The 12,249-nt window shown below is 56.7% G+C and carries 10 protein-coding genes; 4 read left to right on the top strand and 6 right to left on the bottom strand.

Annotated features, from left to right (window positions below):
* A complete protein-coding gene (locus GRI39_RS08365) occupies window positions 1-1,395 on the bottom strand; it encodes a sigma-54-dependent transcriptional regulator (RefSeq protein WP_211371491.1) in 1,395 nt (464 codons plus the stop codon).
* Window positions 1,392-1,922 carry a heme NO-binding domain-containing protein gene (locus GRI39_RS08360; protein ID WP_160739197.1) on the bottom strand — a complete coding sequence of 177 codons (531 nt, stop codon included), beginning with the start codon at window positions 1,920-1,922 and terminating at the stop codon, window positions 1,392-1,394. Before GRI39_RS08360 ends, GRI39_RS08365 begins: the two co-directional genes overlap by 4 nt.
* 253 nt (window positions 1,923-2,175) lie before the next feature.
* On the opposite strand from GRI39_RS08360, the gene GRI39_RS08355 reads away from it, so the two are divergent.
* From GRI39_RS08355 to GRI39_RS08345, 3 genes are read left to right on the top strand one after another with little or no spacing between them, the layout of a single operon-like run.
* Window positions 2,176-3,414 carry a polysaccharide biosynthesis/export family protein gene (locus GRI39_RS08355; RefSeq protein WP_160739196.1) on the top strand — a complete coding sequence of 413 codons (1,239 nt, stop codon included), beginning with the start codon at window positions 2,176-2,178 and terminating at the stop codon, window positions 3,412-3,414.
* Complete coding sequence (locus tag GRI39_RS08350) at window positions 3,414-4,832, top strand: GumC family protein (protein WP_160739195.1); 1,419 nt, start codon at window positions 3,414-3,416, stop codon at window positions 4,830-4,832. Before GRI39_RS08355 ends, GRI39_RS08350 begins: the two co-directional genes overlap by 1 nt.
* Entirely contained in the window at window positions 4,787-6,130 is a 1,344-nt protein-coding gene (locus tag GRI39_RS08345) for an O-antigen ligase family protein (RefSeq protein WP_160739194.1), read from the top strand. The genes GRI39_RS08350 and GRI39_RS08345 overlap by 46 nt, the downstream gene beginning before the upstream one ends.
* Window positions 6,131-6,261: 131 nt before the next feature.
* Here the strand turns inward: GRI39_RS08345 and GRI39_RS08340 are convergent, their stop codons facing one another.
* From GRI39_RS08340 to GRI39_RS08325, 4 genes are read right to left on the bottom strand one after another with little or no spacing between them, the layout of a single operon-like run.
* On the bottom strand, window positions 6,262-7,305 hold the full coding sequence (locus GRI39_RS08340) for a glycosyltransferase family 4 protein (RefSeq protein ID WP_160739193.1): 1,044 nt from the start codon (window positions 7,303-7,305) through the stop codon (window positions 6,262-6,264).
* Window positions 7,302-8,291, bottom strand: coding sequence for a glycosyltransferase family 2 protein (locus tag GRI39_RS08335; RefSeq protein ID WP_211371490.1), 990 nt, complete (start codon window positions 8,289-8,291; stop codon window positions 7,302-7,304). Before GRI39_RS08335 ends, GRI39_RS08340 begins: the two co-directional genes overlap by 4 nt.
* A 23-nt stretch (window positions 8,292-8,314) precedes the next feature.
* Window positions 8,315-9,244 (bottom strand): glycosyltransferase family 2 protein, encoded by a 930-nt coding sequence (locus GRI39_RS08330; protein WP_160739192.1) that lies wholly within the window; start codon window positions 9,242-9,244, stop codon window positions 8,315-8,317.
* Entirely contained in the window at window positions 9,241-10,524 is a 1,284-nt protein-coding gene (locus GRI39_RS08325; RefSeq protein WP_160739191.1) for an oligosaccharide flippase family protein, read from the bottom strand. Before GRI39_RS08325 ends, GRI39_RS08330 begins: the two co-directional genes overlap by 4 nt.
* Before the next feature lie 289 nt (window positions 10,525-10,813).
* Between GRI39_RS08325 and GRI39_RS08320 the strand changes: the two genes are divergently transcribed.
* Window positions 10,814-12,247, top strand: a complete 1,434-nt coding sequence (locus tag GRI39_RS08320; protein ID WP_246204966.1) for a WecB/TagA/CpsF family glycosyltransferase — start codon at window positions 10,814-10,816, stop codon at window positions 12,245-12,247.
* Window positions 12,248-12,249: the final 2 nt, after the last annotated feature.

The following is a 12,249-nucleotide window of genomic DNA, read 5'->3' as shown; positions in this document are numbered from 1 at the left end:
TCAAGCGTCCCATTTGAGCTGTTTCCGGTAGATGGTCGAGGGGCTTATATCGAGATTCTTTGCCGCCTCCGTTACATTTCCCTGAGCACTTTCAATCGCGATTTCGATGATAAGCCGTTCCAACTCTGCTAAAGAGCGCCCATTGACCCAATCCGCAATGTTGGCTGCGGGTTGTTGCGGAGAGGGTGGCGTCGTTGAGCCGAAGGAGGCGTGTCCCATGGGTGCGCGAGCGGCAGGGGGCTCGATTTGCCGGATTTCCAGCAATTCACCCGTTCCGGTGACAACCGCCCTGCGCACGGCGTTTTGCAATTCACGCACATTGCCGGGCCAGCTATGGTGGCTCAGCCAGTTCAGGCTATCGGGGCTGAGATCCTTAAATTCGCGATGCTCGTCCTTCGCGAAACGTTCCATAAAGGCCCGAGCGATCAGTTCGACATCGTCGCCTCTTTCCCGCAATGCAGGAAGTTCAAGCGGGATAACATTGAGGCGGTAGAACAGATCTTCGCGGAAGCGGCCCTCCGCGACTTCCAAAGCGGGATCGCGATTGGTGGCACAGACGATACGAACATCGACAGGCTCTGGATGACTGGAACCGACTTTCTGTACCATTCCGGTCTGGAGAAAGCGCAGCAGTTTGACCTGAAGTTTCAGCTCCATCTCGCAAATTTCGTCCAGAAACAATGTGCCGCCGTGGGCTTCGCGGGCTGCACCGGGGCGATGCTCAACCGCGCCGGTAAAGGCTCCTTTGACATGGCCGAAAAGTTCTGATTCCAGCAGATTTTCGGGAATGGCGCCGCAATTGACGGCGATGAAAGGAGCGGTGGAGCGCCGGCCTGAACGATGGATCGCTTCGGCGGCGACCTCTTTGCCTGTCCCACTTTCGCCGGTGATGAAGATGGTTGCCTTGGAGTCCGCGACGTTTTCGATCTGGCGGTAAACCGCCTGCATGACCGGTGAACTTCCGATGAAACCCTGGAATTGATCCCGCTTGACCGATTTGCGGACCTGCTTGACTTCGCGCGCCAGTTGTCCGCGCTCTGCGGCGTTGCGGACGGTGGTGAGCAGGCGTTCCCCGGCGACCGGTTTTACAAGAAAATCATAGGCCCCAAGCCGCATAGCGCCCACGGCCCGGGCCAGCGACCCATCTGCGGTGACGACAATAAAGCTGGTTTCACCAAGCCTTTCCCGCCAGCTTTCCAGCAACTCAAGCCCATCCCCATCGGGCAATTGCAGATCAAGCAGTACAACATCAAACGCGGCAGTATCCAGAAGGCGCCGGGCTTCGGCAAGGGAGCCGGCAATATCGATATCATGCCCGGCCGCTTCAAGCTGGGCAGCATAGCTCAGCGCCAGCGAGGCGGTATCTTCGACAATCAGGACACGGGCAACAGTCATGCAACTACCTTGAAAGTGGCGCGCGATGGATCATCGCTGGTCATTGCCAGGAGCTTACGCGGGTCTTTGTAATGCGCCAAGGCCCCGCAGATGAGGCCGTGTGCAATATGGGCGAAAGGGCGATGCGACTGGTATTCGATAATCAAAGCACCATCTTCTTCTCGTGTAGACACTTGGGGAGGTTTCGCCTCAGGGTCCAGCAGCTTCACTTCCTGGTGAATATGGGTGCCGACATGACTGAGAATCTGATCAGCATTTTTGTAGGCTGCGAGTAATTCCGGATAGAGAACAGTGAAGCGGTGAAAGAGAAATTCTCCGTACTCTCTGCAAAGTTGCTGGGCCGGGATGGATGACAATTGGCTTGCTGCTTGCACCAAAGCATTCGCATATTGCGAAGGGTAGGTGGCTACCGTGGAAAAAGCGCCATTATTGGGCAGTTTGGCTTCCGCTATCACCTGTTCCAGAAATAGCGGGCCGCCCTTGCTTTCGACAAAGTTGAGCAGCTCGGTGAAAATGATACCCTTCATGGCACATGGCTCCAGAGTGTTTTGATCTGGGAAGCCAGCTGCAAAAATCGTGCCATCAATAGGGCACGCGATACCGCCATTTCATCACGCAATCATATTCGCATCCTGCAAAAAGGAATGCAAAATGCGAAAATATCTATGCATTTTGCATGAGGTGGCATGAGGATATTACGTATTTCTACCTAAGGCGGGTTTGGCACGCTTCTTGAAATCCCTCTGGCGAGGAACGGCACATCGCCAAGAGGAGAGCGTAATGAACAGATTGATGAACATGACTGCGATTGGCACGATGATGTTGACCGCTGCATGCGTTTCAGGCCCGGCACCGCAAAATTTGAACACTGCAAGCTGGGCACCTGGCCAGATCGCTACGGGTACGGGCCACCCTCAAGGGGATTGGGTCACGGTGGCACCTGTTGGCCGCGGTGCACCAAGCTGTGACTGGCGCCAGCCGCGTGAGCTGGATCAGCTGCGCCGCGCCGCGCCATCAGAATTTCTCAATCATGCCAGCCCGCTTGCCAGCGGCGACAGGCTGCGGATCGATGTGCTGGGCGATGCAGACCGCCTGTCAGGCAATTATGTTATCGGCAGCGATGGGGGCCTGACCATTCCGGGGATCGCGCCCATTAGGGCTGAGGGCCTGTCCGAAAGTGAACTGACGGCAATTATTCGCAGCAAGCTGGTAGCCGCCAATATCATTCGCCCCTTGCGCAATGCGGTTGAGCTTTCGCTGATTGAATCTGCTGGCATTTCGGCGGCGGTTGGCGGTGCTGTTTTTGCACCTGGTGCGGTTCGTGCTGGCGAACGTAATCCTGAAACCCGAATTGGTCTGAAAGAAGGTGCCATTCGCGGGGACAGCAATGTTGGCCGTTCTGTTGCCAGTGCGATCCGTGCTGCTGGTGGCGTCCGCCCGGATGCTGATGTCAGCCGGATCTATCTGATCCGGGGCGATGCCTATATGGAAGTGGACCTGTCTGGCCTGATCCATGGCTGGGCCTCACGCGATGTCAGTGTGACGACGGGCGACCGGATTATCGTCCCCAGCCGCAATTGCTTTGACCCTGAACTGGTCCGCCCCACACCGCTGACTATTCCGGGGATTCGGGTCTATATGTCCAACCTCACCCGTAGCGCGAACAACAATGCGGGCGCGGCGATTGGCAAGGAAACCACGTCGCTACCCTATGGCACGCGCCTGCTTCAGGCCTTGGTGGCCATGAACTGCGTTGGCGGGAGTTACATGGCTTCCGATCGCCGGGCGGTTCTCATCTCGCGTAACCCCATGAACGGGCAGAGCATCGTTGTTGAACGCGACATCGAAAAGCTTGTTCGTATGGCCGACCGCGATGCGGTGAACCCCTACCTCATGCCCGATGATGCCATCGCCTGTTATGACAGCCGTTGGACCAATCTGCGTGATGCCGTGGGGCTGGTCTCCGAAGCTGTCAGCACGGCTACCCCTGCAATTCTGATTGGCCAGGCGACAAACTGATGCATGGCACCTTACCCCTTTCCGCAAAACCGCGCCGTATCATGCGAGCATGGTGGATCGTACGCGATGGCCTGCCATCGGTTGGCCGTTATCGCCGTTATATCGTGGCGATGGGCGTGCCGCTTGGCATCATCTGGCTGCTGACCGCAGCCTATCTGATGATTGCGGCGGATCGTTATGATTCAAAGATGACCCTGATTCTCCCCGGATCTGGCGTGGGTGGTTCGATGAATGTTGAATCCATCGGTCAGGCGACGGGGAGCACGGCATCGGCCTTCTCCAGCACGACGCTCAGCCCGACTGAAAATTACAAGCGTTTGCTGATGTCTGATCTCGTTCTGCGCAATGCGGCACAGAAGGCGGGGGAGGATGCTGGTGGCTTCCCAGCCCCTGACGTCAAGCTGATCGACCAGACCAACCTGATTGAAATGCGCATGTCTGGCAAATCGCCAGAGCAAGCCAGGTTGCGGATGCAATCCCTTCGCACAGCCTTTCTGGAAGAGCTGGACAATCTCAGGGCTGATGAAGCTGAAAAGCGCGAGAGCGCCGACGCGGCCCGTATTGCCGAGCTGGAAGCAAAAGTGAATGTTGCCCAAAAAGAGCTGCTGGCATTTCAGGGGGAATCGGGTCTCGTTTCGCTTGACCAATTTGCAGGACGGGTTTCAGCTCTCGATGATTTGCGCGGGCAGGAACGTGATCGCCGTACGCAATTGCGTGAAAATGGCGCCATTGCCAGCCGGCTCGCCAGCACCTTGAAAGTTTCGCTTCCGCAGGCCCGTCAGGCTATGTTGATGAAAGCTGATCCGGTGTTTCAGGAATTATTGACACGTTATGCTAAGAGTGTGGGAGAAGGAACCGAGCAAGGGGCAACTTTAGGGGCTGCGCATGGCACAATGCAGGAACTGGGGGCAGAAGAGGAAGAATTGCGCAAGGCTTTGGCATCGCGCGGTGCGAACCTGTCTGGCCTTTCCCCTGCCAAGGTTCTCGCTTTTGCTGACTTGTCCCTTTCCGAAGGCCGTGGCCGTCTTATGGAAGCGTTCGTTTCGCAAGATAGCCGTCAGGCCGGTAGCGCAGCCGCGCTCAGTGAACTTCGCCGGCAGATCGCCGAACAGGAAGGCGCGGCGGATGAACTGGTCGAAAAAGCGTCCCGTCTGGCCGACCTTGTGCGCGATGTTCGGGTGGCTGAGGCCGTTTTCAGTTCCGCTCTGGCCCGTCTCGACACCAATAAGTCAGACCCTTTTGCATCCTATCCGCTGGTCCAGACATTGGAAGCACCCAGCCTTCCGCGCAGCAAGGCTGCTCCATCGCCCGTCATCGCCCTTGCCGGAGCGATGGGTGCCTCGCTCCTTATAGTTCTGGGATTTATGCTGCTGTGGATGCGCCAACCTATCATCCGGAAAATTTTGCCGAACATCTGATCGTCGGCACGATCAAGGCGACCTGGATATTATGGCTGGTCGGAGGGCTCTATCTCGCCGGACCAGCCATAGGATGGCTCCTCACATTTCAGGCTCTGGCGCGATATTATGTCGCGCCAGGGCTTTCTGCCAAGGATCGTCCGCCCGCAGTGCCTGTGCCGGTGTGCTTCTGGTTCCTGGGTATGGCGGCAATGCTGCTTATTCTCTGGGTGGGTCATGCCAATTATGATCTGGGGGCAGGCAAGACGATCAAGTCTTCGATCGGCTGGGCCAAGGGTTGGGCGCTGCTTGGCCTGTTTCCTTTTGCTGGTGCAGTGCTGCAAATCCGACCGGAGTTGATCTACCGCGCCGTTTGCAAGCTTGGTCTGCAAACCTTGTTTATCCTTCCGATTTTTCTGGTCGCGCCCTTTGTCGGGTTGCCGGAATTGCTGTGGGTTTCGCCGCTGAAAATTCTTGGCGGGTCTGGACCGGAATATTTCGCGGCCATCCTCTATACGATTGAACCGGGTGTGGGCACGCCGCGCTGGCAGTTCTTCGCACCTTGGTCGCCTGCTGCTGGAATGGTGGCTGTGATCCATGTGCTGCTGGCAGCGCAGGAAAAAGAACTGGTCTGGAAGGTGATTGGCATAGCGGCCGGGCTGGCCATCGCCATATTCTCGCAATCCCGCCTCGCTCTGGTAGCCTTGGTGGTGATCGCGCCCTTTTGCTTTGCTGCGGCGAAGATTGACCGCCCACTAACATGGATGCTGGCGGCACCAGTGGCCCTGTTCATTGGCTTTTTTGGCCCAGACCTGCTCGAATTTGCCAATAGGCTGATGAGCGACTTTTCATCTGCGCGGGCGGATTCCAGCCGGGTAAGGGCTGCATTGGGGCGAATTGCGGTGGATCGGTGGCAAACAGAAGCGCCGTGGTTTGGTCATGGCATTGTCGAAAACGGGCCGCATCTGGTGGAATATATGCCCATCGGCAGCCACCATAGCTGGTATGGGCTCTTATTTGTGAAAGGCCTTACCGGTGCGATTGCTCTGGCCATTCCGCTATCCATCAGTTTCGCGCTCTTGTTCTGGCGGGCGCGCTATAGTGGTTTGCAGCGGGCGGGCCTTGGTATGATTATGGTGATGGTACTTTACAGCTTTGGAGAAAATCTGGAGATGCTGGCCTATCTCACCTGGCCGGCGTGGCTGGTGATCGGCATGGCACTGGGTGAGCCTCTTCGGCCAGATAGCAAGAGCCTATCTGAAGCTGTTTTCACAGAAGAAAAAGTTGAAGAGCAAGCGCTGGCCGATACCGCGCATTGATCTCATCCCGGCCTGACAGCACATAAAAAGGAAGCCCGCTTTTCAGCGGGCTTCAAGGTGGCGACCCATAGGGCTCTTATCGTGCAGTTAGCGGCCCTTCGGCTCTTCCCGGTTGGCTTTGTTGGAGGTTTTTATGCCGCCCGGGGAAGGTCGGAATTTTCCATTTGCGCGGCGCAATTTGCGGCACGGCGGTAGAGATCGCTCCAGCCTTTAACGACCTCACGCTCAAAGGAGCGGGTGGCAATCCGGCCACGATGACCGAGATCAACCAGTGGCAGGCGCATGAAATGGCGAACAGCGCGTTCAATTTCGTCTGCTGTGCCAAGGGGTGCCACAGCGCCGGCGGGGCAGAATGGGTTAACCTGTTCTGGCAGACCATCAACATCCGCCACCAGAATCGGGCGTCCGGCCATGCGCGCTTCCATGGCGACTTGCCCAAACGCCTCCCATTCGGAAGGAACGATGAGTGCATCACACTCGGTCAAAAAGGCCGGCACATCCTCGATCATACCGTGGAAATGGATATGTGAGTTACCTGTGGCAGCAGCACGCATTGCAGCTTCATCTGGCCCTGTTCCACCAAGGTGTAGCTCAATCTCATCAGGGGCAAAGCGGCTGATCGCATGGATCAGAGCGATAAAGTTCTTGGGGCGGGCGAAGCGACCATAGGCCGCAAGGCGAAGCTGTTTACCGCTTGTACGGTGTTCCAGGTCCGGAACGTCGAGCAAGCCGGGACGGCTGGACCATGGGTGGATGACGGAAACCTTGGCATAGGGCAAGGTTGCTGCCTGACGGAGCCATTCTGCTTGCGCATGAGAGACGCAGATCACTTCGTTAAAGATCGCCAATGTCATTTCCAGCATGATCCGAAAGCGCCCGTTGGAAGACACACAATGCTCTTCAAAACTGCGCGTATAGGAATGTTCGACATGGACGAGCCGAGCAGTCGGATTGCGCAGGCGCAGGCTGATGAGGAACGGTATCCGTGACCAGGAAGGCGGGAAATGGGTGATGATCAGCTCTGCATCAAAACGTGGTGCGATTTTCGTACCCTGCTTGATCGGAATGACATCCGATTGGGCAAGTGATGCCAGTTCAGGCCGGCGATGGAGTAACATGCTACGTGTGACGCCACCCATGGCAAAGTCGTCGAGCAGATGGATTGCGCGGATCATGAGATAGCTCCTTTGAGATAGGGGGCGGCCAATTTGCTGAAACGTTCGGCGCCAAGCAGACTGGCTGCAAGAACCGCGCCACTCGTCAGGCCGGTTTTGACAGGTTCAGCGAAAGCCATTTTTGGAGACAAGGCCAGTGCTTCACCGAGCAGGGAGCGCGAAAAGCGTGCATCACCAAGCTGAACCGCTCGCCGGGCCAGATAGCGCAATTGATAGGCTCGGGCTGGAATACCATGTTTGGCGACCAGCTCCGGCGCATAGGTTTCGGTTTTGCGCAGCATCCGGTTCCAACTGAGATATTGCTTCACGATGTTGGCAGACAATGCACCGGCGATGATCCGATATTGGGTCAGCAGCCCTTCGATGCCTTCGAATTTGACACCATGCTTGGCAGAGAGGCGAACCCAGAATTCAATATCTTCGGACTGGCGGAAGCTTTCATCGAACCAGCACCGGCGCGATGGTTCGGAAGGGTCAAGTGTGGCGGTCAGTTCGATGGCTGAACGGCGCATAACAGCGGCGCTGCCATTGCCGACCGGGTTGCGGCAGAGGATCTGGGCGCTGTCAATATCGCGCAATTTAGGGCGCATGGCGACAGCGAGTGCCGCCCCGGAATGATCGATCATCTGCGAGCCGGAATAGCTTACACCGACCGATGGATTGGCTTCCAGATGGATATAGTGGAGGCGTAATTTGTCGGGGTGGAAGCAATCATCGGAATCAAGCAGAGCGATATATTTGCCGCGTGATGTGGCGATCCCGGTATTGCGTGCCCCGGCAAGACCTCTGTTTTCCTGGGCGACGATGCGAATGCGCGGATCGTCATAGGAGCAGGCGATTTCCATCGAACGGTCATTCCCGCCATCATCGACGATAATGAGTTCGAAATCGGTGAAGCTCTGAGCGAGAACGGAATCGATAGCCTGACCAATATAGGCTTCGACATTGAAGACCGGCATGATGACGGAGAAAACAGGATTGTGCATGGCCAATATCCTTTCAGGCAAAATCAGGCGAAGAGATGGGGGCGGATGGTGCGTGGAATGGCAGGGGAGAGGGCTGCTCCGAGGAGCGTCAGGCCGCCCCGCCGCATGTCATCGAGATAGGCCGCAGCGTTCAGCCGCATACCGTGGATGGCAAAACCGAGCACTGTCCGGGCCGGTGCGCCTGTGCGCAGCGCGCGGCGGGTGAGGTAGCGGCAGTAGACAGCTTCGGCCGCGCCGAGATCGATTTCATCGGCATAGAGTTCTGCCAGCTCGCGCCAGCCATTGAGCATGGCGCCGAGGTTGGCAGACAGACCGTTTTCGCTCATGCGATAGTCAACCAGCACCTTATCAATGCCGCACAATTCGCGGCCTGAAGCGATCAGGCGGGCGAGCCATTCCTGATCTTCGGCATGGTTGATGCCAGAACGGAATGGACCAACCTGACGAACAGTTTCTGTTTCAGCGACCAGGTTGGATGTGGTGCAAACCGGATTTTCAGCCAGGACATCGGCAATGGTCAGCGCAGCTTTGGGTACGGTGGACCAGCTACGCGGATCACACAATTGGCCATTGCGCTCTTCGCGAAAGGCAATGCCGGCAAAGCTGGCGCTCGATGAAGGGTTCGCCTTGTGAAATGTGTGGTGGCATTCGAGCTTCGCCGGGTGCCACAGATCATCAGCATCAAGAAAGGCGATGAACTTCCCGCGGGCCATTTCAATGCCAAGGTTGCGAGCATCCGATACACCGGCATTGCGCTGGTTGACGATCCGAAGGCGCAGGTCTTGTCCGCCCATCTGGAGAGCACGCAGCAAAGTGTCGTCGGTGGAGCCGTCATCAACAATGATCAGCTCGAAATCAGTGAAGGTCTGGGCCAGTGCGCTGGCAATCGAAGCTTCAATGGTAGCGCCTGCATTATAAGCGGGCATGACGATCGAGAACTGTGGAGCAATCATGACGTGGCTTCCTGTGTTGAAGGGGCGGTAGCTGGGCGCTGCAGGATGAGGCGCAGCATGGCGGGAATGAGAACAAGGGCGAGGCCAGCGGAATATCCGGCGCAAGCCAAAGCCATGGATTGTGTCGCCCCAGCGCTGAGGCCGGTCAGGCCAGCCAGAGTGGCAAGTGCAGAAAGGCTGGTTTCACGACCTGGGAGGGACTGGGCGCGATAGGCTGCACCGATCGCACTGGCGCAAAGCAGCGGCAGCGAGGCAAGGCACAGCAGAACAAGGTAAGGGGCTGCTGGAACCCACTCTTCACCAAAGAGGAGCGGAACATAGAGTGGAGCCAGCAGCCCCTGCGCCGCGACGATGGGGCAAAGCAGCAGGAGGCCGAGGGAGAATGCCTCACGCAGGTGCTTTGCCTGATCCTGACCGTCGCGGGCCCGGCACAGCTGAGGGAAAACAACAGTGCCGAATGCGGAAACGAGTGATTGGGTGATGCCGAGGCCGGCATTGAAGGCGAAATAATAGATGCCGAGTGCTTCAACGCCGAGCATGGAGCCGATGATCAGCTTGTCCGCCTGCAACCGCAGAGCACCCAGCAATTCGGAGCCAAGAATGGCAAAACCGAAGACGTGGAAGGCGCGCCATGAGGCGTAGCCAGCGGCTGGAACAGGGGCCCAGTGCATGGCACGGCGTGCGAGCAAGGCCCAGACTGGCGCGGTGAGCAATTTGGGCAGAACGATTGCCCATGCGCTCGGCCAGATCAGAACAAGGCTCAGCGTCAGAACATGATCGCACATCGTCTGGGTGGCATTGATACGTGCCGTCGCTGCGAGACGGCCTGCGCGCATCAGCAGAAAGACCTGCACCAGCCCCGGCGGCATCAGGATATAGACCGCTGAAAGCATGGCCAGCATGGCCGCGGCCTCATTCTGATCCGTCAGCCAATAGAGCCCACCAGCAACACAAAGCTGGATCAGGGCGACCGCTCCGCAGATGCCCCAGAACAACCGATAGGCGGTGTTGCAGAGCGCATCCAATTCTTCATCACAGGCGGCGATGATGCGCTGGCCGATACCGGCATTGGTCAGAACGCGGATCAATTCGAACAGACTTAATGCCGCAGCGGCTGTGCCGAGCAATGCAGGGTCTGTGCGGCGGGCAATAACCAGGATCGTGCCGATGCGAACGATCCGCGTTGCTGCTTCGGCAGAGCCGTAGGCAGCAAGGCCAGACAGCACGGGCCGAGCGCGCTCGGGCAGATACTGTATCAGGGCAGATTGAAACGAACGCATGACAATTCCTCTTTGGTTGCCAACGCTCTTTCAAGACCCGTGCCAATTATATAAAACACTGAAAAATATAGAAAAAGATAATTGTCCAATGTGATGTGAAGGATGATCGATGCAAATTGCATCATGCATTTTGCGAAATGCGAATATTTCCAATGCAAAATGCGAAAATTAAATTTGTCGATTTTTGCAAACTGCAGAGAAATCACTTAAGATATTGAAAATATAGAATAAAATAAAAACGGCACGATGCTTGCCCATGGGCTCTCACAACATTCGATGGAGAGTCCCAATGAAAGCCATGTCTCTTGAAAAAGGTGTCGTTCTTAATGGAGAACAAGCACTAAACCTGGTTACGCAGCGCAGCCATCTGACGCTCCGTCGGGAAAACCTGTTCGGTTTGCCCCTCATTCACGCGAAGCGTACGCAAATGGCTGATGAGATCATTCGCCGCGCTGCCTTTGGGGTGCGCACGACGATCAACTTCATTAACGCCCATTGCATCAACACGCTGTATCGCGATCAAGATTATCAGCGCGCGCTAGATGAAAGTGATCTGCTGCTCCCTGATGGAAGTGGCATGAGGATCGCTGCGAAATTGAGCAATGTTGCCATGGGTGACAATCTCAATGGGACCGACCTCTTCCCCGAAATCTGCGCTTCTGCAACTCGCAGCGGCCATGCGATTTATCTTTTGGGAGGTGCTCCGGGTGTTGCCCGTGACGCTGCCTCCACAATGCAGGATCGCTACCCTGGGCTTCAGGTTGGCGGCACGATGCATGGCTATTTCAAACCGGAACATGAAGCGGAGGTGATTGCAGAGATCAACGCATCTGGCGCTGATATCGTGTTCGTCGGCTTTGGCGTTCCGCTGCAGGAAAAGTGGATTGCCCGCAATCGTGAACGCCTCAACGCATCCATTGTTCTGGGGGTTGGTGGCTTGTTTGACTATTATTCCGGACGGATCGCACGGGCCCCTGCCTTGGTTCGTAAAGTGGGTTGTGAGTGGGCATGGCGCCTCGCCATGGAACCACGCCGCTTAGCCAACCGCTATCTGGTCGGGAATGCTATCTTCCTTGCCCATGCTGCTTTCGAAGCTGCTCGGGTTCGCGGATATGTGGAGAAAATTTCTCTGGGTATCAAACGGGCGCTCGACGTCACTTTGACGGCCCTGGCGCTTGTTGCTCTGCTGCCGATTTTCTGCGCCATTGCGCTGGCAATCAAGCTTGAGGACAAGGGCCCGGTATTCTTCCGTCAGGTTCGGGTTGGTGAACGTGGCCGCAATTTCCAGATGGTGAAGTTTCGTTCGATGAAATGCGATGCGGAAACACAGCGTGCTGCCTTGCTGTCCCAATCTGAAAGAGATGGCACTTGCTTCAAAATGAAGCGCGATCCGCGCGTTACACAGGTTGGCCAGTTTATTCGTCGGCTATCGCTCGATGAACTGCCTCAACTGTTCAACGTTCTGAAGGGGGAAATGTCTCTCGTTGGTCCACGTCCTGCCCTTCCGTGCGAAGCGGAGAAATATCGCGGAACTGAATGGGAGCGCCTCGCTGGCAAACCGGGCATCACCTGCATCTGGCAAGTCAGTGGCCGTGCGGAGATCCCTTTTGAGCGCCAGGTTATGATGGACCGGGATTATCTGCAGCAGCGCAGTTTGTTGACTGATCTCAGCCTGCTTGCCCGGACGCTTCCCGCAGTGGTTTCGGGACGGGGGGCCTATTGAGT

It is taken from the genome of Altericroceibacterium indicum, from assembly GCF_009828105.1.
Classification (GTDB): Bacteria; Pseudomonadota; Alphaproteobacteria; order Sphingomonadales; family Sphingomonadaceae; genus Altericroceibacterium; species Altericroceibacterium indicum.
The sequence above is the reverse complement of the archived record's forward strand: the minus strand, read 5'-3'. Positions and strand labels throughout refer to the sequence as shown.

Excerpts from the sequence above, each read along its gene's own strand:
- GRI39_RS08365 (WP_211371491.1), bottom strand. The coding sequence starts at position 1,395 with ATGACTGTTGCCCGTGTCCTGATTGTCGAAGATACCGCCTCGCTGGCG.
- GRI39_RS08355 (WP_160739196.1), top strand. The coding sequence starts at position 2,176 with ATGAACAGATTGATGAACATGACTGCGATTGGCACGATGATGTTGACC.
- GRI39_RS08340 (WP_160739193.1), bottom strand. The coding sequence starts at position 7,305 with ATGATCCGCGCAATCCATCTGCTCGACGACTTTGCCATGGGTGGCGTC.
- GRI39_RS08350 (WP_160739195.1), top strand. The coding sequence starts at position 3,414 with ATGCATGGCACCTTACCCCTTTCCGCAAAACCGCGCCGTATCATGCGA.
- GRI39_RS08360 (WP_160739197.1), bottom strand. The coding sequence starts at position 1,922 with ATGAAGGGTATCATTTTCACCGAGCTGCTCAACTTTGTCGAAAGCAAG.
- GRI39_RS08330 (WP_160739192.1), bottom strand. The coding sequence starts at position 9,244 with ATGATTGCTCCACAGTTCTCGATCGTCATGCCCGCTTATAATGCAGGC.
- GRI39_RS08320 (WP_246204966.1), top strand. The coding sequence starts at position 10,814 with ATGAAAGCCATGTCTCTTGAAAAAGGTGTCGTTCTTAATGGAGAACAA.
- GRI39_RS08335 (WP_211371490.1), bottom strand. The coding sequence starts at position 8,291 with ATGCACAATCCTGTTTTCTCCGTCATCATGCCGGTCTTCAATGTCGAA.
- GRI39_RS08325 (WP_160739191.1), bottom strand. The coding sequence starts at position 10,524 with ATGCGTTCGTTTCAATCTGCCCTGATACAGTATCTGCCCGAGCGCGCT.